The organism is Sphingopyxis sp. J-6, from assembly GCF_046603995.1.
In the GTDB taxonomy this organism is placed as follows: Bacteria; Pseudomonadota; Alphaproteobacteria; order Sphingomonadales; family Sphingomonadaceae; genus Sphingopyxis.
The window spans coordinates 4,485,170-4,506,433 of the sequence record NZ_CP145810.1; the positions used below are offsets into that span (position 1 = coordinate 4,485,170).

The window sequence follows — 21,264 nt, forward strand, 5'->3', positions numbered from 1 at the left end:
GCGCGATTGCGCGCGGATGGGCAAGCGGTGTTCGCTGTGGTGCCGCCTGAGCGGCGATCAGCAACCGTCCGACACGCGGCCGGACCTACATGATGCCTGGCAGGATAATCCCCGGAATGGCCGCCAGTCGTTCCAATCCGTGAGGCGGATTATGCCAGAATCCGCCAGTCCCGGCAAGCGGGCCGGGTCCAGCGCCTATGGGCTCGCCGCCGCCTCAAGCTCGGCGATCTTGTCCGAACAGACCTGATGGACCACGCGCCCTAGATCTTCGACGCGCTCGCCGAGCCAAGTCAGCTCTTCCTCGCTGATCTTGTAATGCTTGGAATAGCGAGCCTTAGTGTAGGCTTCTTTCAGTTTCTGGAACATTGATCGCTCGCGATGCGTGTCCTCCGGCCAAATGCCGAAGAGACGACGATCCAAGCCCTCAGCGAGAGACCGCAGGAACGCGATATTGTGATTGTATGGAGTGTAGAAGGTCAGGGTGAGTAGCAGTCCCTGATACAGCCGCTCGACCGCCTGATGTAAATCGAATGCTGCTTTCTTCCAGTCGCTGTGCCGTCGGGCATCCTCGAACCCGCGAAAGAAGCTTGCCGCTCCCGAGCAGTTTTCCTCAAAATATTCCCGTGCGGCATCCAGCGCCTGTTGAGGCGTCTTGGGTTTTGGCGCCGCAAGTTCACTATCATCCGCTTCGTAGAGTGCTATCCCGTCCTTCGCGACCTCCATGAAGAAAACGCGGCCATGCGAGAGCCCGTCATTCACCTCGTGCAAGCTGTGCACGATGAAATTGACCGGGGTGTGGAGCGTCTTCTCGATCGTATAGGCGCGGATCAGTCTTTCCTCAGCCTTCGCCCAATACGCCGCGCGGTCGGTCAGTTCTTTCTGGCTGACGATGATGAGGATGTCGTAATCAGATTTATACTGGTTCGCCGAAAGCGGCGCATCGACCCAATCGCCGCGGGCGTGACTGCCGAAAAGGATGACCTTGAGGATGCGCGCGCCCTTGCGCGGCCCGGTCGCATTTTCCGTGGCGCCTCGGAACTCGTCGAAGATAGTCTCGACGACGCGCTCGAGTTCGCGCTGCTTGGCGGCAGGAAGATGATCGACGTCTGTTCGCATGCTCATAGAATCTTCGAGAAACTGTAGTGGTTTGGCAAGGACAATCGGGTAGCCGGTAGACAGCTCTGCCGGAGACCGATTTTCGGAGAGGCAGTTAGCAAGACCCGGAAACCTGGGCAGGCTCAGAAACCTGACCTCTAAGCATGGGTGAGGAAAATACATGGGCAGACCGCCGAAACATGACCTCTCAACTTGGAATGTGGCCGACGATTGGCCCGATCCGGTTCCCGTCACAGAGGTGGAAATTGCCGTGTTCGAACGTTGGTTCGGCGACGTGTTCGACGAACTATTTGACCCGCCCGCTCCGCCTTCGATCGCGCCAGAAACGAGCGCGCATTTGGAAGGAATGGATGCTGAGCCCCTGTGGTCTTGGCCCGACCTGCAATGAATTCGCCAGTAAGGACGAAATTCCATTGGATGTGACATTCAACCAGATGAGCGGCGCGATAGGGTCGCTGCTGCTGATCTGGTCGGGGATCGAAAAAGCGGCCCGCGATGAGGTCATCCGCTTCTATGGATTTTTGCCGCCCAAGGCGCACGGCATCAAAGCCGTTTTGCGGACATGGGAAGGTACCGTCAACGAGGCACAACCGGCTAAAACGCTCTGCTCCTTGCTGGCGGCCACTCTCCGGTCCCGGCTGCAAGGGCCGCTCGATGTTCGCAACGGGATTTGCCACGGCCTGATAGGAATTTCAGCGGCGGTTGATGACGCGCCTGCCAAGTTGCGCTGGGAGATGAACGACCGGAAGCACTCGATCACTTGGGACGAACTGCAGACGTCGCTTCGGTGGCTTTCCAAAATTCGGTTTGCCTTCTCGATGATCTCGAATCCGGCGTTGGACCGCCTCGACTGCAGGGTGGTCGACACTATCGAGAACCGAGAATGGTGGCGGACAGAGTGGGGGCTGCTCCTGCCGTAACTGCGACCGCACTTGGAAATGCTCTCTGTCAGCGGGATCTCGGTCGCACAGGTCAAAGTCCGAATGCCGCAAGGTTTTTAGATAATGCCGACCCCGCTGCTTTGTGAACGTCGGCCGCCGGCATCGCAGCCTGTGCGATGGCCGTCTGCACGGCGCCAGCGCGTTCATTGATCGCCGAAACCAGCTTCGCGCGATTATCGGTGACGATCGTCGCCGACTCCTTCGCTCGCGAGATGCCGACGTAGAAGCTCTTCTGGTCGACCAGATTGGTCGCCTTGCTGTCGGCGTGGATGATGACATAGTCGGCGGTGCGTCCCTGCGCGGCGAAGGCGGTATCAACATAAGCGTGAGCAATATGCCGATCGCGCGCGGTATCGAGGTCGAGAGTTTGTGTTTGCCCCCGAGCGCCGAGCACCGTCGCCGTCCGTGCCTGCTCGTCGATGCCCGTGACTTCGCCGCGCGCGCCATTGATCCGCCCGGCCTCGCGATCGTTGCGGGTGAAGCGGATGCTGTCGCCGGTCTTCAGCTCCATATTCTGGGGCGCGAACACCTGCACCTTGCCGGCACCCCATTGGCGAAGCCGCCAGTCGACCTCGCGCCCATCCTCGGATTTGAGCGCAATGGCGGCCTTCGCCGGATCGACCGCCTCGATACGATAGGCCTCGCCCCGCGCGACGCCCTTGTCGGGATAGTCGCTGGTGAAACGAACGACATCGCCCCGGTCATAGCTCAGCGGATCGCGCGCCTCGGCGCGGGTGAGCCCCTTGTTGACGAGACTGTCCACGACGACGGCGGGACCGGAAAGCGCGCCCGACCTGGCTAGCGCCGCCCTGATGTCCGCCGTCAGCGCGTCCCGCCCTTCGCGTGAGGGTTCGATGACCAGCGTTCGCGCCCGCGTCGCCTTGTCGAACCCGGCATAGCGCTCGGCGATGGCGGCGAAGCGGCCGGCGCGATCAGCATGTTCGACGATCTGGCCGCCGCCACGATCGAGCGCGGCGAGCGCTTTCTTCGCATCGCCCTCGATCGAGGCGAGCACCGCCTCCTTGGTCGCCGCATTGCTCTGCCGGACGATCTCGCCGAGCTTGGCGGTCTCCATACCGGCACTCTGGAGCTGCGCGAAGGCCGCGCCCGCCTCGACCGATCCGAGTTGCTTCACATCGCCGACAAGAATGATCCGGGCATCCTGCTGCTCGGCAAGGTCGAACAGCCGGGCGGTATCGCGCGCCGACAAAAGCGATGCCTCGTCAACGATCCACGCGACAGGCGGGCCGGACGCCGTGCCTTCGGGCGCGAGCAGATGGCGGGCAACGGTATCACCGCGCGTGCCGAGCGCCTCGCCGAGCGTCATTGCCGCCGATGCGGTCGGCGCCAAGGCGACCACCGACACGCCGCGTGCCTCGGCCTCGCGCGCGAAGGTGGCGAGCACCGTCGTGGTCTTGGCAGTGCCAGCATAGCCCTGCACCGCGGTGACCCGATTGCGACTGGTAAGGAGCTGCTCGGTCGCGGCCTTCTGGTCAGCGTTCCAGCCAAAGCCGGACCGCTCCGCCTGCGCCGCCGCACCCGCGACAGCCTTGGCAGCGGCAAGCGGCGAGGCGATCGGAGCGAGCGCGCCGCGCCCGTGGGTCTCGGTCCGAAGCAGTGTCTTCTCGGCCGCTATATTCTGCCGCGTCGTGAATCCGGCGAACGCGGCACCACGCCGATCGACGAAAGTGCGGTCGACCAACTCTCCCTCTCTGGTGGCGCGTCCGATCGCTTCGCCGATCTCGGCATAGCCGGCCTTCCCAAGCCCAACCCGCCCCGCTTCCTCATGAAGCGCCGCGACCGAGAACACCGACTGACGCTCGCCAAGCTTGTCGGCAGCATGGGCGACGGCGCGATCGGCGATTGATAGATCGGGAAGGTGAATGCCGGTCGCCGCCCTGGCCTCGGCCTCGCGCACCAACGCCAGCCGGGCCTTGGCATCGAACCCCGCCCCGTCGGCGGTGGCGCGCCAGTCGGCGACCAGCGCGCCATGATCGGCCGCGACCTTCGCCTGCCGCGTATCGAGCGCGGCCATCTGCTTTTCGGCGGCGCTGGCCTCCTCGCGCGTCGTTCCGCGCTCGCCGAGCGCAGCCTCGATCTCGGCGCTGCGCGTGCTGAACGCCGCCATCACGTCCGCCGAGACGCCTTTGATCTCGAACATCGACTCCTTGCCCGGTGCAATCTCATAGCCGAGCTCGCGGACCTTCAAGGCCAGTTCCTGCCGGTAGATAGCGCCGATCTGCTTCTGGAGCTGATAGATGGCGCGCGGTTCGAGGCTGCGCCACGATCCATCTCCGCCCTGCGTCGCATTCATGATGACGTTGTGGGTATGGAGCTGCGGGTCCTGCGCCCGGCTCGTGCCATGCTGAAAGCTGGCGACGATTAGATTACCGGTCGCCTCGCGGGTCACGCTGCCGCCATGCCGAACGCGGGTCGCAGCCATATGCACCTCGACATGCGCGAGCGCGGTCTTCACCGCCTGCCCATGTGCCTCGATCAATCGCCGGTCGCCCGCAACCTCGGCCACAATCGACACCGACTTGGGCGCACTCAGCGTCACATCCCAGCCGGGGCGATGTTCGAGCTGACCGTCTCGGACCGTGCCGAGCTGTTGGTCCGCGACCTTGCCGTCGAGCAATTCCCGAAATTGGTTGCGATCGACATCGCCCGACAGTCCAAGCCCCTCGGCGCCCTTGCCGTGCCATTCGGACGGCGACAGCCCGCCCTCGGCATAATAATCGTCGGCCTCATAATAGCTGCTCGCCTGCGCCGAGCTGGTCAGCGCCGATACCGACGCGACCATCAGATCGGCCCACCATCATCTGCGGGCGGGGGTGTCGGCGGCTTCTTCCTTGCCTTCGGCTTTTCGACGACCGGCTCCTCGGCCGGTGTCGGCACTGCGCTGTCGGACTCTTCTTTGGGCGCCGCCTCCAACGGCCGGTGCCAGAGCGTCGTCTCCGGGTTCGCGGCGACGAAAGCGGGCTGACGCGGCTCGCCCCGCTTCTCGATATGATCGGCGGTGAGCGCTATGCGCGCAACCGGAAGCCCGTCCGGGAACAGCAAATAGCCCTCATAACGTGCGAGGCGGAGTTCGCTTTCGAACACGGCAGGACGGGTCTTGCGCTGGCGGCCGAGCGTCATCCGTGGCTTGTCGTCGCCATCGCTAAGCGCGCCGGTCATGGTCTGGATCTCGACCTCGCAGGTGCCGATCGTGTCGCTTGCCCAGCGTCGGGACTCTCCGTCGCCCATCTGGAGGAAGAGCTTGGTGTTGCAGCAGCCGAGCATGGATTCTGCAAGATCGTCACCGTAGCGATGCCGCATCTGGCCGACGCCCTGGAAGGTCAGCACGACCGCCGCTCCGAACTTGCGGCCCTCGGGAAGCAGGCGAGTCAGATTGTCGACGCGGGGCAGGTCGGCAAGCTCGTCGAGCAGGAACCAGACGCGCCGGTCCGATGATGGAGTAAGGCCCAGCATGGCGCTCGCGGCGCATTCGAGCCAACAGGCGAGCAAAGGCTTGATTGCCGCAAACTGCTCTTCCTTCCGCGGCACGAAGATCCAGGACTTGGCGCCCTTCGTCTCGTCAAGCCCGGCGATGAACTCCCGGAACGAAAATGCCTTCTCGCCCTCCTCTGGCATCCGCAGGAACTGAATCAGGTTCGCGGCCTTCGCGAGCATGAAGAGCACGCTGCCGGTTGCCCGGTCGGCGTCGTCGGAGAATGTCCGCGCCGACGACGTGTCCTTAAGCCAGGTCTTCAGCTTCTCCTTGTTCATCTTCTGCAGCGCTTCGAGCAGGTCGGGCAGCGTGCATTTCTTCTCCTTCCACAACTCCCGGATCATGTTGGCGACGAGGATTCGGCTCGTTTCCAGCCAGACATCCTTGTCCTTGTCACTGGTCTCGGTGACGAGTTGCTGCGCGATGCGATCGGCGTCAGCGGGGTGGGCGATCTCGGCGAAGGGCGACCAGTAGACGCAACGGGCATCGAACGGATTGAGGATGATGTCGCCGCACTCGGGGCGATAATAATGAGCGATGAACTCGCCGCTGGTGTCATAGACCAGCGCGGCTTCGCCGCGCGCGGCGATCCCATCGAGCATTTGGCGCAGCACCGTCGTCTTGCCGCTGCCCGTCGTGCCGACCATCGCCATGTGCCGGGTTTCGAGGCGGCGAGGAAAGGGGACGGGACCGATCGCCAGCGGATGCGAACCGGCTTCGGTTCGCGCCAGCTTCACAAGCTCCTTCTCGCTTGTCACCTTGGTGCCGTCGATCACGCGATCGCGAAGGGCGCGTTCGCGTCGGCGCGCCGCGACATCGCGGAGCAGGAACAGGCCCGACAGCCACGCGAGAAACCCCAGTATGGCGCCGCGCAGGACGAACGACTTGGCAATGCTCGCCCGGCGGACGAAATAGGGATCGGTCGCGACCGTGCGAGCGGGGTTCAAATAGTCTTTCCCCTCATAACGGATGACTATCCCGGGATCGCCGCCGTCGCCTGCAAACCATGAAAGCATCTTCGCGTGATAATGGGTGCCGGTGTCCCGAAGGATGCTCGGGTCGAGCATCAGATAGGGCGCGGCCAAACCGCCGAGCGCGATCGACGAGACCATGATCGCGAACTGTCGTTTGAACCGCCGCGTCTGGCTGTAGCGAAGATGACGCCGCAGCGTCTCGGCATGAAGCCGGAGATCGTGAGGCTCGCTCATGGCCGTTCCCCCGCCGCCGCCCGTTGTCGGTCATAAGCTCGCTGCGTCTCGGCGCTGATGACCTCGTCACTCTTGCCGCCTCCCATCGCGGCGCTGCGGGCATAGCAATAGGCAGCGCAGGCCGTGTGCAAGGTACGGTCGAGCAGGCGTTCGACATCGGTCAATCGCGTGCTGATCGACGCTACCTCCGCGACTAGTTCGCGATCGTCTGGGCTGCTGACAATGGGATTGGCCTGCCCGTCGATCCCCGTCTTCACGCAGCGGCGAAGCATCGCGTAAACCGTCTTGCCCTGCCGGTCGGCCAGCGCGCGAAGCGCCGTGTCGAGCGCCGCGGGCAGGCGGATGGAGTGTTGGACGGTGTTCATCGCGCCACCTCCCTGAGGGTGCGGGTCGCACCCTCGAATTTTGGCGGAAAAGCGTCACTTCGGCGAAGCAAAGGCAGAGCGTACTCTGATCGCACCCTCGAAAAGTGGCGGAAAAGCTGGATGCACCCGTGCGTGAGGTGTGTATCCAAATTACGGGTCCGATGCGTAGCATCGCGGCCCTGCGACCTTGCGTCAAAGGCGACTTGTTCAGACATGATCTGGGCCCTCCGCAGTATGGCGCATAGCTTCCTTGCGAGCGACCCAGTCGGCGATCATCGCCTTGGCTTCGCGGTCGGCTGTTTCGCGGTCGTAAGGAATATTCGCCGGTGGAGATGCGCGGCGACCATTGTCCGCAAGCCAGGCGAGGATAGCGCGCTCGATAGCTGCACGCATATGTTCACGAAGGCCGTTCGCTTCGAAGGGATCGAGGGTAATCGTGACGCCGCGACTGAAGATTTCTCCTCCCAAGGGAAGCGCAAAATCGCCCGCCATTTGAAGCGGACCATCGATGTGGCAGTGGCTCACGTCCCCATCGTAGACTGCCAGCGGTGGCCGCTCGGCGTAGCGCCAGAAATTGACTGTGGCGCGGTACGTGTCACCGTCCTCGCCGTGGGCGAGCAACTTTTCAATGATCGGCCACATGTAGACGGCGGTCTGAACATCTGCGTCGATGTGCATGTCGGGCTTGGGGTTCGAAGAAAAGAAGCGAGCAAGAGCGTTGCGAAGTACGGACATGTCGTGTCCTCCTGAATCGAGATGTGATCGGGATGCGCGGGCGGCAATTCGCCGCGTCGGTATCAAGTCTCAGGGCGAGCCTCGGTGAGCCGCGCGATGGATGCGGTCGTGATCAGCGTTCGCGTGCCGATCTTCAGCGCATCGACCTGGCCGGTCTTGATGAGCTTGTAGATTGTACTCCGGCCGACGCCGAGCGCCTTGGCCGTGCGGTTAATCGAGTATGCGAGTTCATCCATTGTCGCCTCCGTTGGAGTGCCGCGATGCGGCGGGCGACAGGATCATTTGCAGCTAAGCGCGGGCAGTTCGAACGGTGTGCGTTTTCGTCAGAAATCCGCCGTTCGTGGCCGTTCCCCGGTAATTGGCCCCGATTGGACACCGCGCAGTTGCGTGGTTTCTCGGTAATTCAGGCTAGGATTTGGACGAGCGATTTTTTTCGATCGTCTCCAGAATCTGCTTTGCATAGGAAGAAAGCTGCGTTCGGCTAGGGACTTCACGGCGACGACCGTCGTACCAATCTTCCAGCAGTTCGATAATTCGGGTCTGATTTCCGCGCTTCTTGGTGATGTCGATCGCCTGCACCTCGGGATGCTCGATCAATGAGATGACCGCGTCGGTATAATCATATTTCTTGGGCGCTCCGGCGCGATTTGGCTCGGCTTTGGCGTCAGCAATAAGCTTGTCGACATCCGCCTCGAGGAATAGCTCGCGGTCGAACCAGAGTCCGACTGGGCCGAAGAATGCGCTGCGGATCGTGTTGTCCTTGGCCACATGCGCGGCGCGAAGCTTTCCGAAGAAGTAGCGGTGGTCAACATATCGGCGCGCGCCATTGCGGGAGTAGTAAAAGGGGCGTGACGTCGATTCGAGCTGGAGAATGACGAACAGGCGTTCCAGATTGCGAACTGCCAAGTCAGACTGGTCCGCGTAAACCGGGCTCTGGGGCGATCTCGCTTTCATCCCGCCATACTGAAACACGCGCCACGATGCTCCAATCGCGATCATCAACGCGGCGCCGCCAAGTCCAATCAGCGTGGCCAAATCCGCGCCCGGCGCCTTGCCAACCGTAAGAGCGCCACCAATGAGAACAGCGCCGGCTGTAACTAATGCCGTCATCATAAACGACGACGTCCAGATCCAGTATCGTTTCTGGATCGCGCGTGAGGCATCCGCTGTGATGCGGTCAAGCTCGGCAAGTCCGATCTCTTCATCGGCGTTGATGAAGCGGGCCGCGACGACGCGGAGCGGCAATACTTCCTTCCGGTCGTCCACCATCTTCTCCTAGCGAGGGAAGTCTACATTGCCTCCATCACGGAGCTGACACAAATAATCACTCCACCACTGGGCCATCTCGACGCGTTCCGCCCAATAGGCCGACTGGTTATATATGCGCCTGATGCTCCCCGCGACCAAGTGAGCGAGCGCGCGTTCGATGGCATCGGGGTTCCACTTGCCCGACTCGTTGAGCAGCGACGAGGCGGAGGTTCGAAATCCGTGGGCCGTCATTTGCTCCTTGGAATAGCCCAGACGACGAAGCGCTGCATTGATCGTATTGTCACTGATAGGCCGCGCCCGTGTTCGTACCGAGGGGAACACATATTTGCCGTTACCAGAAAGCCCGCGCATACTATCCAAAATCGCGAGTGCCTGGCGTGACAGTGGCACCGCGTGCGGTTGGCGCATTTTCATCTTGGCAGCGGGCAACGTCCAAACCGCCTTCACGAAGTCGATTTCTGTCCATTCCATCTGGCGCAGTTCACCGGGCCTCTGAAATACATGTGGGGTCAGCTTGAGCGCATGCATCACTGCTGGATCACCCACATATCCCTCAATCGCGCGGACTAGGGCGCCAAACTCCAACGGGTCAGTGATCGCCGCGAAATGCTTTACGGTCGGTTGGATAAGCGCGCCGAGCAACATCTGTGCGGGATCGCGCTCGGCCCGTGCCGTAGCGGCGGCGTAGCGGAAAACGCGGCTCGCGAAACCCCGGGCCTGCTTGGCCGCCTCTAGCCGCCCGCGCCGTTCCTGCTTCTTCAACTCGTGGAGTAACTCCGCAGGCGTGATGTCGGCCACCGGCCGCCGCCCGAACTCTGCGCCCAGCAAACGCAAAAGCCAGCGATGCTTTTCGAGTGTCGCGGGTGCGACACCTTCCTTCTCTCGCTTCGCTATCAGCTCTTCGGCCACCGCCGCGAAGCTGTTGCCTGCGCTGATACTCGCAGCGATTCGTGCCTGCCGCTTGGCAGTGTTGGGATCGACGGCATGGGCGAGCTGCTTCTTCGCATCATCCCTTGCCGCTCGCGCTTCGGCGAGCGTGATTGCAGGATAAGCGCCGAGCGCCAGTTTACGCTCCACTCCATGAAGGCGATATTTAACGCGCCAAAGCTTGCTGCCGATCGGATTGACCAAGAGATAAAGGCCGCCCGAATCCGAGACCTTATAGGGCTTATCTTTTGGCTTCGCTTTGCGGATCGCGGTGTCGGTGAGCGCCATTTGGGGGCCTCGCAAATCAGGGACTTTGGAAAGGCCCCCGGATATGCCCCCGAATCGTTCAGCTACACGCGATCATGGGCAATCACCGGAAGCCAGTGAATGCTCAAAAACTAGCGGATTTTCAGGGTTTTTTCAACCATCAGCGGTTGCGCGTGGGCAGCAAGATGGAGCGGGTGAAGGGAATCGGTTCTCATCGTAAATTGGGAATCGCAAAGGTTTAGGCGGAAAGCCGTCACTCCGTGGCCAGCGGCCCAGCCAGCGCAGACCGGCTAGAACATTCGTAGAACAAATGGCATATCGGCCCGATGCGAATCGGGACCGACAAGCTGATCGTAAAGGCGCTGACTGCGCTCGAGGAAGTGGGGCACCTCGCGCAGCGCGGGCCGCTCGCACCCAGCCACGCGCTGCGCTTCGTGCTTGCCTATCTCTACGCCCATGGCGACGGACCCCGCGAGAGCTTCGATGAATTCTGGCGCGTCGTCACCGATACCGGCGACCTGCATCAGAAGAGCGAAGGGTCTACGAACATCGTTCGGTCGAACGGCGCCAGCCGCGAGCTATACGGGATCTACCGGTCGGTCGGTGTCTATCGGTCGACCGAAATGATTTTTTCATGGCTCCCCGATCGGCACCCGGGAAAGACGCACACGCCCGATGGAAAGAAGATTACTTGACCAGCCCGGGCGACTTGCGCGTCTGCTACCACGGCGCCGGGCCCGTGCGGGCGACCGCATGGTGGGTTTATCGCGACGGCTCGACCAGCGAGCACGTCCACGCGGTGCGCGCGACGAAGGCCGAAGCCATTGCGGCCGTCAGGATGGCGGCCTGCCCACCGACCGCGCCTCGGCATCATGCTTGCGGATCGCATCAACCTGCGCCGCGCATTTGTCGAACGCCTCGACATAGCGCTGGCGGCTGACCACGATATCGCCGGTCGTGTTCATCTGCACGTCGTGCACGACGCACGGCGCCAGCATCGCGGCGGGCAGGCCCATATAGACCGGCTCGCGCACCAGCTCACTTCTGTTCGAGCAGGCGGCGCAAATCAGCAGGGATAGGGCGAGACATATATTCCTTGACCTCGGCATTCGACGCCTCCAGCGCTTTCAATTGTTTCGACATTTCGGCCGATTGGCCTTCGATCATCGTCAGCTTTTCTTGCAGCAGCTGCGCATTCTTCTGTTCGAGCTCGCGCACGCGGAGCATCAGGTTGACCGACTTCGCCAGCCCGTCGATCTGATCGTCTTTCCGCGCGATCACCGCATCCTTGGTGCGAAGCTCCGCGCGCTGCTCGCGGATATAGAAACCGGCGATCGTGCTGACGACGATCCCGCACACCGCGACGACGCCGATCGCGCCCAGCAGGTGCGACCGGATGCCGGGCGTGATGAACTTGCTTAGCCAGGTCATGTCTGATCCCCTTCGGTTACAGCATCTCCCCCGTTCCGCGCCGCCTTCACCCGCTTGTCGGTGTTGGCGCGCAGCTTCAGCCCCAGTTTTTCATAGACGAGCCGCTCGAGCAGCCGGATCGAGGCGTTCGCCCCCAGCCAGCCGAAGATCCCGACGATGAAGCCTGACCACAAAGGGTCCAGCTCCATCGCGCGGCACAGCAGCATGACGAGGAAGCCGACGAGGCCCGACGAGAATGTCTCGGCCGCCGCGCGCCACCACGACAGCGGATTGCCCTTGTCATGCTCGCGCATCACATGGCCCAGCAGCCCGGCGACCGACGCCAGCAAAGTATAGCCCGCCGCCGTGATCCAGTCGGACAGGGAGAAATTTTCCATGGGCGCGCCCCTGATTATCGTTGGTTTTCGTCGATCACATCGCGACGCGCGTGCGCAGCCAGCCATAGGTGAAGGCTTCGTTCGCGGCCCGCATCCGCGACAATTCGATATAGCGCGCCGCCTGCAGGCCGTTCAGCGCGCGCAGCATCACCGCGCGCGCCTCGCTCCCCCGCGCGCGCAGATACGCCCTGAACGCCCCCAGCGTCGCCGGACCGATATCGCCGTCTTCCTTGATGTCGGGGTACAGCTTGCCGCCGTCGTTCAGCGCGTTCAGCGCCTGCTGGAACCACGTCGCCGGCACCGACGGCCCCATGTTGACGCCCGTGTCGAACAGCTCCTCGCCGACCGCCGCGTCGATTTCGGCGACCGCCGCAAAGCCCGGGCGGATCGCATAGACCTGGCGATAGATCGCGACCGCTGTCTCGCGCGGCAGCACGCGCATGTCGCCCTGATACCCGTTCGCCCGCGCCACCCGCTCGGTAATGCCCCAGCGCGTCGGGCCGCCCTTGTCGGCGGGATGATTGCTGTATCCGCCCTCCTTGCCGATGGTGGCATCGATCATCGCTTCGATCGTCATCGAAATTCCTTTCCTGAGGTGATGGGTGCGGCGGTCAGGCGCCGAGGACGTGCATCATCGAATAGAGGCAGTCGGCCATCTGCTGCTTGCCCGACAGGCTGGGGTGATACAGGTTGGTCCACCGCCGCACCGGCTCGGTCGAGCGGCTGTTCGCATTCTGGTCGGCCCACGGGTAACCATGCACCGGGTCGATCCAGATATTCGTCGGGGCGAGATAGATCCGCTCGGCCTCGCGGCCGCCGAAATGATCGATCATCGCCTTGGCCATGCGCAGCAGGTTGCGCTTGGCGCCCTTCATCGGGATCGTCGAGCCATAGTTGGCGCCCGCCGCACTCTGGAAAGCCGCGCCGCGCGTCGTCAGCGTCGGGAAGACCATCAGGTCCGGATCAACATCCAGCCACGCCTGCACGACCGTTTCGTAATAGCCCAGCTCGGCCGCGATTGCCGCGTCGACCGCCGCATCGTTCGGCTGGTTGTTGATGCCGTTGATGCCGAGGATCGGGATGACGAAATTCGGCGTCGCAAAGCTGTTCGCCGAGAGATAGCCGGGGATGTCGATCTGTGCGTTGACATTGTCCCACCAGGGATCGCCCGAAACCGGCGTCGTCGAGCTGAATGCGATCGTCGCGTCGCCCGGCCCGTCACCCGACTTGGTCAGCGTGCCCGAAGCGTCGGGCGCCGATCCACCGCTGTAGCTACAGATCATCGTACCGCTGCCGCCGGTCAGACTGACCGTCTGCGGCGTATAGGTGCGGCTGTTGTGGGTGTAGACCGTCGACGTGTTGACCAGCGGCTCCACGACGACGCCCGACACATTGAACAGCTGGTCGGTGCGCCCGGCGGTTGCGAAGTCCTGCGCCTTCATACCCCCGCGGCCTTCGTGGCGATTGGCGCCGCTGCCGCGCGTCCCGATCAGCGTCAGCGTCGTGTTCGAACCACCCGCGCCGGCGAGGTTGAGCAGCTCTTGCGTAATCTCCCCGGTCGACGGCAGGCTGTCGCCGAACACCAGCGCGGTGAACGCCTTCGGCGACGCCGGCGGATAGGTGACCGTTTTCAGCCGCGTCGTCGCCCGGTCCAGTTCCTTGTCGGAAATGGGGTCGATCAGCACGATGTCCATGTCTTCGTCGACCGCGGCGTTGATCGCCCAGTACCAGCGCTCATCCTGCTGCGAACCGCGCGTCGTGACCTGCACGTCCCACGCGAAATCCAGCCCGTTGCCGTAGATCAGATTGTCCCAATAGATATTCACCTGGCGCCCTTGAACGCCATAGATCACCGGCGGCAGCGTCAGGATCGTCGCGGCCTCCAACCCGGTCGCCTCGGCCTCGGTCATCAATTCGATGCCGAATTCCATTCGGTGCGCCGTCGTCGGCGATGTGGCGCCGGGATTATAGCCGGTCGTGACCAGCCCCAGCGGGTTCCAGTACGGCGTATCGTTGGCGGTATTCAGCGTCACCGCGATCCGGCCCTTCATCGGGCAGATGCCGAAGCGGTCGCCCGGGTCTATCGCGACCTTACCGAAGTCGCGCCAGGCGCGCTTGCGCTGCGCGCCCGTCGCCTTGTAATCGACGCGCACCATGCCCTTGAACGTCCAGTCCGCCTTCCAGATCGGCACATAGGCATAGCCGACCTCCTTGGCGTAGAACGGCAGCGCGCGCAGGAAGCCCTTCGCCGTCGCCTGACGATTCAGGATATAGGTGCGGCCGAGCGCGAGGAACGACCCGTCGACCGGCACAGCCGTCCCGATCATTTGCTTGGCGATGCCGCCGCTCGCTTCGATCAGCTCGACCATCGCGTCGATCTCGTCGCGCGTGTCGGCGATCGGCGCTTTCTCGCCGGCGATGCCGAAACAGATGCCCAGCCGGTTCGACGTGTTTGGCGTCCCCGGGGTGAAGCTCGTCACATGCGTCGCGATCGCATGATAGGGTGTCCCGCCCGACGACGTGACGAACGGAATGCGCGCCGATATCTGGAAAAATCCCGCGAAGTCGCCTTCCTCGAACTCCAGCCCGGGAAAATCCTCGAACATGTCGAACGTCTTCCGCGCCCCCGCCTCGGGCAAGGTGATCGTCGTCGCCGCCTGTTGTACCTTGTCGCCGCCGACGTACCGCCATTGGCTGACCTCGATATCGCCGGGGGTGTTGACGTCGATCGTCACATAGCGCGACGGCCCCTTGCGCGCGACCGGATCGTCGAAAACATAGGTCACATTCTGCGCCAGCGAGGATCCGGTTACGGTGCTCGTCAGACCGATCTGCTGGATGTCGATATAGTCGCGATCCGTCGGCACGAACCGGCGCCGCATTTCGTCGCGCACTTTGACGATCGCTGTCCCCGCCGCGCCGCCGGCCTCCGCGGCGGACGCCGCGGCGGCATCGGCCGCCGCTTCGGCGCGATCCGCTTGCCGCTTTGCCTCGGCCGTGTTTTCGGGCAGGCGCACCGGGACCAGGCTGCCGCCGATCCTGACCGTCACCATGTCCGTCATTTTGTGATGCTCCCCGCCCGATAGAATTCGCCCGCGAAAATCGTTTCCTCGACCCCGCCGTCGGGTTCGATCGTGATGTCGTAATAAAGCAGCGAGGCCGCCCCGGGCTCCGCCGCGGCGGGCAGGGCAACGATGTCCGCCTTGGCGATTGTCACTGTCAGCACCGTGTCGCTGCCCGACAATTCGGGCGTGCAGGTGAATTCGGCCAGCGGATCGCCGTCGGCGTCGGGCCGCGATCGCACCTGTCCACGAAAGGTCGCGCTCGAATAGTCGCCGCCCTCGAACGCGAACAGCGCCACATAATCGCGCTGGTTCAGCGCGGTCAGCGTGTAATAGGCCGCCCCTGCCGCGCGCACCCGCGCGGCATAATCATTCTGCGCCGTCGTCACGCATTCCTCCGATGTTTTTAGGGTTCGTAAGGGTTGTATGGACCGCCGCCGCCCGGCGGCAGGCCGCCCGATCCCGACGATCCGCCGCCGCCGATCGTGTCGGTCTTGATGTAAAAGCCGTAATGGCGGTCGGGATTTTCGGCGCTGTTCTGCGCCGCATAATAATCCTCGGTCACCTGCCAGACGACGGCGCCGCCGGCGCGATCGCCATCGTCATAATATCCGAAATAATCGGTTTCGGGGTCCAGCCCGGCGCTGATCGTCGTGCCCGTCACCGCCGTCAACGTCGTGCGGTCGGCATAGGACCGGCCATGGTCGCTGATCGTGATGCTGTCGTCGGTCGCCGACACCGACAGCCCGACGGCATAGCTGGTGCCGATCAGCGCCGAACCATAGCCATAGGGGTCCGCATTGCCGCCCAGCACGCCGTCCGCCGTCCCCGGCGCCGGCGGCGTCGGCGCATCGGGCACGCTGCCCGTCGCCCCCAGCACCGCCGCATGCTTCGCCGGCGTCTCACCGATCAGCTCGAGCGTCGAATAGCCCGTCGCCGGATCGATCGACCGGCTCTTGATCGTCCCAACGATCTCCGTCGGCCACAGCTCGCAATCCTCGGCGATCGTCAGGCTGTCGCCGACGCCATAGGCCTGCAGCCGCGGCCCGACCGTCACCGTGAACGGCCCCGCCTCGCGCCGCTCGTAAATCTCGTACAGCGTCAGCTCGGCCGCCTGATCGACGTCGGTGACCAGTTCCAGCACATTCTCTTCGCTCTTTTCCTCGCCGTCCGCGGTGACGAAGGCCGCGACCTTCACCGCGTCGGCGGGCGTGTCCGACCATTGATGCGCCGGGCTGCGGAACTTGGGCCGCATCGTGTTGATCCGGCTCGCCCACGCCTGCATCGCCGTCGTGCCCAGCGGCCCGGGCGCCAGATCGGCGGCGTGGATCGTGTCCAGCGCGATGCGCGGCGCCCGCCATGAAAATCCGATCACCGGCCCGGGGATCGGCTCGCCGCCCCCGGCCTGACAGATTTTCTTCAGATTGTTCCACCGGCTTTCGACCGGCTCGTAAATCGTCCCGTTGACCGTCCACCCGTTCGCGTCGCACAGGTTCGCCCACGCCGCGACCGCGCCGAAATCGACCGCCTCGCCCTGGTCGATCCCGAACACCAGCTTGCCGTTGACCCAGCGGCCATAGGCATAGGTGCCGGCGTGCAGCGCCGGGTTGCGCGAATAGGCCCACGTCGATTCGTCGGTGACCCGCTGCGGCCCCGATCCGCCGGGGAAGGTGCTGTCGAGGCGGGGGTCATAAACCCACACCCCGCGCCCGATGATCCCGAACGGCGGCTGCCCGCCCGCGAAAACCTTGCCCTTCTTGTCGAACTTCATCGACCAACCGGTCGCGAACATCGACGACAGCTTGTACGCGCTGCCCCAGTTCGGGCATCCGCCCCATTGCGGCGTCAGCACCCCCGGCTCGGGCCGCTGCCCCAGCTGGCTGTCGACGAACAGGAACCCGGCATAATATCCGCTCGCCGCGCCGCCGCTGATCGCGACGCTATTCCAGTCGACCAGATAGCTGTCGATCCCGTCGCACGGCCCGCAACAGCTATGGACGACGCCGGTGAAGCTGTATGGATTCTCGACCTTGTCGACCTTGCCGCCATAGCCTTCGTCGACCACCTGCACCCCGGCGGAAAAGGCGAGCCCCATCAGATAGGGCATCGGGTTGCTCGCTCCGATCATCCGGCTGTTGATCGCCCCCGTCGCGCGCGGCTTCTTGGCTGTGACCGCGCTTAGCGTTCCCATCAGCGCAGCATTGGCAGCGAGCGCCGCCGCAATGGGTTGCGCGCCAGGAACAAAAGCCAGCACGGACGAAACGATCCCGCTCACCGTCCCAATCGCCCGAAAAACCTTGCTCACAGCCGCCACCCCGCGACCGCCGCCGCTTGGGCCTGCTTGATCACGTCCAGCCTGCCCGTCCCCGCGTCGTGCCACGCCCAGATATTGCCCGACCCGTCGGCGATCCCGATCGCCCCCAGCACGTCGGCGCGCCCATCCTCGCCGGGCAACAGCAACAGGTCGCCGACCAGCGCGAACGCCGGCGCGGGCAGCCGCTCGAAATGCGCGTCCATCATCGCCGCGATCGACACATATCCCATCGCCTTCAGCGCCCGCACCGCCTCGGCCGCGCTCGCCACCTCGGGCACCACCGGCAACTTGCGATGGCCCATGTTGCGCGCATGCGCCCGCGCCATCTGGACGCAGCACCACTGGAACGGCCGTTCGCGCCACGCGCGCAGCGTCCGTTCGGTGCGCTCGACCCGCGCCGCCACCGACTTGACGAACCGGCCCGTCGTCCGGTCGCGATATCCGCCGCTCATCGCAGCCCCCGCATCAGGTCGGCCGCGTTGCGCGCCCCGCCGCTACCGCTGCCGGACGTCACGCCGCGCGGTGCCCCCGCCGTGCCCCACGCCTTCTGGAACTGCGCGTCGGTGCAACTGTCGAACCCTCGCTCGCCGGGGTACACCGACTTGTGAAAGGCGGCGCAGGCGTAATTGCCGCGGTTGATCACCGCCAGCCGCTCGGTCCGCCCCATCAGCGTCAGCGACAATTTGCGTGTCACAGGATCCCACATCGCCTGGTCGACCAGCGTGTCGCGCAGCAGCTCGCCTGTCGCGACGCCCGTCGCGACATCCTTCTCGCCGTGCCAGAACCGCACCCGGCTGAACTGCAATGCCGGGTCCAGCACCACCGACAACGCCGTGTCCTGCGGAATTGCCAGCACGATGCCGCCATCGGGCAGCGCGTCGCCCATCGCTTCCTCGATTGCATCGGCCTCGGCCAGCGCCCCGAACACGTCGTCCTTGGCGTGGAAATATTCGCCGCCCATCTGCGCGACCCCGCCGTCGGCCAGCCGCACCGTTCGCCCCGGAAAGTCGAACTGCGCCAGCCCGACCAGCGTCACCACCCTGTCGCCCAGCGCCATCAGCCCATTTCCTCGATCGTAAAGCTGACCTGGCCGCGCCGGTCCATGCCGATCCGCACGACCGCCGCCTCGGGCGGCACGATCCCCTCGATCCGCGGCGCCCAGTCGATCACGTCATTGTCGGCGGGCACGACGCGCAGCGCCTCGACCAGCGGCAGCGCCGCCGTCCCGTCGCCCGCAAAGGCCCCTGCGGCGGCGAGCTGGTGCAGGTAACGCTGCCCGCCGCTGATCAGGCTGAAAAACTGTCCCTGCGCCCACGGTGCGCCGGCGGTCCCGCCATCGACGTTCAGCGTCGTGCCGGTCTGCCCGGCACCCGCGACCAGAGTCGCCCCGAACGATGCCACCGGCAGGCCCAACTGCCGGACCTTCCACCGCGCGCCGTCGCGCGCCGCCGCCGCCAGCGCGCCCTGCCAGCGCCGCGTGTCGGCCAGCGACAGCGACGGCAGCGTGACGTCGACCGCCCAGCGGTTGCCGTCGCGATTGATCCGCTGCACCGGCCCACCCAGCGGCGGCACGCGCACGGCCCCGAAATCCAGCGGACGCCAAACGACATCCGCCGGACCCGGCGTATCGGGAAGGTCGATCATATGGGTGGGCTCAGCCGATCATCTTCTGTTGCAGGCGGCCGACCTTCGCGACCGCCGCCGACGCCGCGCCCTTGGCGATCGCCGGCGAACGCGCATCGACCACCTGCCCGGCAATTCCGGCGAAATACGCCGACATCGATCCGTCCTTTTCCAGCCGCACGACCAGCTCGCCGTTCAGCGCCCCGCCGCCCTGCCGATCGTTCGCCGGCGTGATCGTCATCGTCTCGCCGCGCGAGACGCGGGCAAGGGGGTGGCCGTTCAGCGACAACAGGTTTTTGTCGATCCCCGAAATCCCGCCCAGCGTCAGCGCGCCGCCATTGGCAAAGGCATAACGCGGCCTGTCGGCGCCGTTGCCGAAGGTGAACGGCCCGATGCTCGTTCCCTTGCCACCCGTCACGATCCCCGCAATCTTGTCGATTGCGTTCAGCAGACCGCCGATGATGTCCAGCCAGTTGCCCGATTTGATGCCGTTCACGAACCGGTCGATCTCGCGCAGCGACCCGTCGACCATCTGCGAAAAGCTGTCGACGATATCGTCGCGCGCATCTCGGGCGTCGGTCTTCATCTTCTTCAGCCCGGCGCGATATTTGTCCGTCGCCTGATAGATTTTGCCCTCGACCGCGAAGGGCTCGCCGTCCGGGGCATTGTCTTCCATGCGCTTCAGAGAGTCATCGACGATGGGCTCCCAATATGCCTTTTTCAGCCGCCTGATAGCTTCAGCGTATTGTGTCGCACTGACCTCGCCGCGCTTAAATGATTCCTCCCACGTCAGCAGTTCATCTTCGAAGTCTAGCTTTCGGCGAACTTCCGGGAACAGCTTGTCCATGCTTTCCGCGAGGCGTCGACGCAGGGCCTCGAACTTGTCGGCGACCGATTGGGTCGCCCGCGCCGCCGGGCCGACCATTTCCGCATCCAGCCGCCGCATATGCTGGCCGATTTCGTCGACCATATCGGGGACATAGCTATGTCCGACGACCCGGTCATACATGTCGTAAAACCAGTCGCCCGCCGCCAGCACCTTCTGGCGCAACCCGTCGAACACCGCGGTCAGGCGTCCGCCCAGCCACGCCCCGATTTCCCCGACCATCTTCTGCACCCACCCGATCGCCGTCGTCGCCATTCGCGCGAAACTTTCGCCCATCTGCCGCCCCCACCGATACCCGGCGGTCAACAGCGCCTGCATGTCGGTGGCAAATGCGCCGGCCATCGCATGCACCTGGTCGGCGGCCTTATACCCCGCCTCGTCGAATGCATCGCCAAACTCGGCCAGCCCGCCGACCGCGCCCATTAACTGGATTTTCAGCTGCGAAACGGCCCGCTCATACGACAGTATCCCGTCCTTGTTCGCGACGATAGCTTCGGCCTGTTCCTTCGAAATCTGGTCGTTGATGCGCTCCAGTTCCTTGCCCATCTCGCCCAGCGCGGTCAGCGTCTCGCCGCTGATGGCGATCCCCAGCCCCTCGAACTCGCGCGACAGATTGGCGATTCCCGCCGAACCCTGGGCCACCAGCCCCGCCATCTTTGGTCCGACATCCTCGCCGAATAACTGCGCCATCGCCGTCGCCCGCTTCGCTGGCTCCTCGATTGCCAGCATCGCATCGGCGACCAGCGGCAACGCGCTCGCGCTGTCGCGCAGCTTGCCGTTCGCGTCGTAAATGCCGATGCCCAGCCGCTCGAACAGGGCCGTCGCCGACTTCGACCCCTCGGCTGCCTCGCCCAGCTTCAAATTCAATTCGCGCAGCCCGTCTTCCATCACATCCTGCGCCACCCCGGCCTCTTGCGCGACGAAACGATACCGCTGCAACTCGTCGGTCGTGACCCCGATCCCCTTCGCCGCCGACGTCATGTCCTTCGCCAGCTTGATGCTGTCATCGGCCGCGCGCCGCACATCGTCCGCCAGCGCCGCAATCCCCATCGCCGCCAGCGCCCCGCCGATCAGCTTCGCGCCCTTGACGATATTGCCCTGCAATTTCGCCCATCCCGCCTCGGCCTCGTCGGCGCCGTCGACGAATTCGGCGCTGTCGATCCCCAACAGCACCTTCAAACGCGCGACCAGGCTGTCGGACATGACGCTTCCCCAATATCGAAAGGGCCGGGAAGCGCCGCTTCCCAGCC

Annotated in this window: 22 protein-coding genes; 3 read left to right on the plus strand and 19 right to left on the minus strand. The window is 64.3% G+C overall.

Annotated elements, in window-relative coordinates; all coding sequences use genetic code 11:
* Nucleotides 1-195: 195 nt before the first annotated feature.
* A complete protein-coding gene (locus V6U71_RS21370) occupies nt 196-1,116 on the minus strand; it encodes a nucleotidyltransferase and HEPN domain-containing protein (protein ID WP_411340285.1) in 921 nt (306 codons plus the stop codon).
* A 160-nt stretch (nt 1,117-1,276) separates the two neighbouring features.
* On the opposite strand from V6U71_RS21370, the gene V6U71_RS21375 reads away from it, so the two are divergent.
* Nucleotides 1,277-1,504 (plus strand): hypothetical protein, encoded by a 228-nt coding sequence (locus V6U71_RS21375; RefSeq protein ID WP_411340286.1) that lies wholly within the window; start codon nt 1,277-1,279, stop codon nt 1,502-1,504.
* Nucleotides 1,505-1,535: 31 nt separating this feature from the next.
* Nucleotides 1,536-2,036, plus strand: coding sequence for a hypothetical protein (locus tag V6U71_RS21380; RefSeq protein ID WP_411340287.1), 501 nt, complete (start codon nt 1,536-1,538; stop codon nt 2,034-2,036).
* Between the two features lie 52 nt (nt 2,037-2,088).
* Here the strand turns inward: V6U71_RS21380 and mobF are convergent, their stop codons facing one another.
* From mobF to V6U71_RS21415, 7 genes are all read right to left on the minus strand, one after another.
* Nucleotides 2,089-4,860 carry a MobF family relaxase gene (gene mobF, locus V6U71_RS21385; protein ID WP_411340288.1) on the minus strand — a complete coding sequence of 924 codons (2,772 nt, stop codon included), beginning with the start codon at nt 4,858-4,860 and terminating at the stop codon, nt 2,089-2,091.
* Nucleotides 4,860-6,758 (minus strand): type IV secretion system DNA-binding domain-containing protein, encoded by a 1,899-nt coding sequence (locus V6U71_RS21390; RefSeq protein WP_411340289.1) that lies wholly within the window; start codon nt 6,756-6,758, stop codon nt 4,860-4,862. The genes mobF and V6U71_RS21390 overlap by 1 nt, the downstream gene beginning before the upstream one ends.
* Nucleotides 6,755-7,123: a hypothetical protein gene (locus V6U71_RS21395; protein ID WP_411340290.1), complete on the minus strand. Its 369-nt coding sequence runs from the start codon at nt 7,121-7,123 to the stop codon at nt 6,755-6,757. The genes V6U71_RS21390 and V6U71_RS21395 overlap by 4 nt, the downstream gene beginning before the upstream one ends.
* A 207-nt stretch (nt 7,124-7,330) precedes the next feature.
* The gene (locus V6U71_RS21400; RefSeq protein WP_411340291.1) at nt 7,331-7,858 is read right to left on the minus strand and encodes a hypothetical protein; all 528 of its coding nucleotides are present in this window, start codon (nt 7,856-7,858) and stop codon (nt 7,331-7,333) included.
* Between the two features lie 62 nt (nt 7,859-7,920).
* Nucleotides 7,921-8,094 carry a helix-turn-helix domain-containing protein gene (locus V6U71_RS21405; RefSeq protein ID WP_184101351.1) on the minus strand — a complete coding sequence of 58 codons (174 nt, stop codon included), beginning with the start codon at nt 8,092-8,094 and terminating at the stop codon, nt 7,921-7,923.
* Between the two features lie 172 nt (nt 8,095-8,266).
* On the minus strand, nt 8,267-9,124 hold the full coding sequence (locus V6U71_RS21410) for a hypothetical protein (protein WP_411340292.1): 858 nt from the start codon (nt 9,122-9,124) through the stop codon (nt 8,267-8,269).
* Between the two features lie 9 nt (nt 9,125-9,133).
* Nucleotides 9,134-10,342 (minus strand): tyrosine-type recombinase/integrase, encoded by a 1,209-nt coding sequence (locus tag V6U71_RS21415; RefSeq protein ID WP_411340294.1) that lies wholly within the window; start codon nt 10,340-10,342, stop codon nt 9,134-9,136.
* A gap of 305 nt (nt 10,343-10,647) precedes the next feature.
* On the opposite strand from V6U71_RS21415, the gene V6U71_RS21420 reads away from it, so the two are divergent.
* Entirely contained in the window at nt 10,648-11,016 is a 369-nt protein-coding gene (locus V6U71_RS21420) for a hypothetical protein (protein WP_411340295.1), read from the plus strand.
* A 138-nt stretch (nt 11,017-11,154) separates the two neighbouring features.
* Here V6U71_RS21420 and lysC read toward each other — a convergent pair whose 3' ends face one another.
* The 11 genes from lysC to V6U71_RS21475 form a co-directional block, all read right to left on the minus strand.
* Nucleotides 11,155-11,355 (minus strand): hypothetical protein, encoded by a 201-nt coding sequence (lysC, locus tag V6U71_RS21425; protein WP_411340296.1) that lies wholly within the window; start codon nt 11,353-11,355, stop codon nt 11,155-11,157.
* Between the two features lie 4 nt (nt 11,356-11,359).
* The gene (locus tag V6U71_RS21430) at nt 11,360-11,752 is read right to left on the minus strand and encodes a hypothetical protein (RefSeq protein ID WP_411340297.1); all 393 of its coding nucleotides are present in this window, start codon (nt 11,750-11,752) and stop codon (nt 11,360-11,362) included.
* Nucleotides 11,749-12,129, minus strand: coding sequence for a phage holin family protein (locus tag V6U71_RS21435; RefSeq protein WP_411340298.1), 381 nt, complete (start codon nt 12,127-12,129; stop codon nt 11,749-11,751). The genes V6U71_RS21430 and V6U71_RS21435 overlap by 4 nt, the downstream gene beginning before the upstream one ends.
* A gap of 34 nt (nt 12,130-12,163) precedes the next feature.
* Nucleotides 12,164-12,706, minus strand: coding sequence for a glycoside hydrolase family 108 protein (locus V6U71_RS21440; RefSeq protein WP_411340299.1), 543 nt, complete (start codon nt 12,704-12,706; stop codon nt 12,164-12,166).
* A gap of 34 nt (nt 12,707-12,740) precedes the next feature.
* Nucleotides 12,741-15,191, minus strand: a complete 2,451-nt coding sequence (locus V6U71_RS21445) for a hypothetical protein (protein WP_411340300.1) — start codon at nt 15,189-15,191, stop codon at nt 12,741-12,743.
* On the minus strand, nt 15,188-15,580 hold the full coding sequence (locus V6U71_RS21450; protein WP_411340301.1) for a hypothetical protein: 393 nt from the start codon (nt 15,578-15,580) through the stop codon (nt 15,188-15,190). The genes V6U71_RS21445 and V6U71_RS21450 overlap by 4 nt, the downstream gene beginning before the upstream one ends.
* Before the next feature lie 17 nt (nt 15,581-15,597).
* A complete protein-coding gene (locus tag V6U71_RS21455) occupies nt 15,598-17,382 on the minus strand; it encodes a hypothetical protein (protein WP_411340302.1) in 1,785 nt (594 codons plus the stop codon).
* 110 nt (nt 17,383-17,492) lie between these two features.
* The gene (locus V6U71_RS21460; protein ID WP_411340303.1) at nt 17,493-17,957 is read right to left on the minus strand and encodes a DUF6950 family protein; all 465 of its coding nucleotides are present in this window, start codon (nt 17,955-17,957) and stop codon (nt 17,493-17,495) included.
* On the minus strand, nt 17,954-18,562 hold the full coding sequence (locus V6U71_RS21465) for a hypothetical protein (RefSeq protein ID WP_411340304.1): 609 nt from the start codon (nt 18,560-18,562) through the stop codon (nt 17,954-17,956). Before V6U71_RS21465 ends, V6U71_RS21460 begins: the two co-directional genes overlap by 4 nt.
* Nucleotides 18,562-19,149, minus strand: coding sequence for a hypothetical protein (locus tag V6U71_RS21470; protein WP_411340305.1), 588 nt, complete (start codon nt 19,147-19,149; stop codon nt 18,562-18,564). The genes V6U71_RS21465 and V6U71_RS21470 overlap by 1 nt, the downstream gene beginning before the upstream one ends.
* 10 nt (nt 19,150-19,159) lie before the next feature.
* Nucleotides 19,160-21,217, minus strand: coding sequence for a phage tail tape measure protein (locus V6U71_RS21475; RefSeq protein WP_411340306.1), 2,058 nt, complete (start codon nt 21,215-21,217; stop codon nt 19,160-19,162).
* Nucleotides 21,218-21,264: the final 47 nt, after the last annotated feature.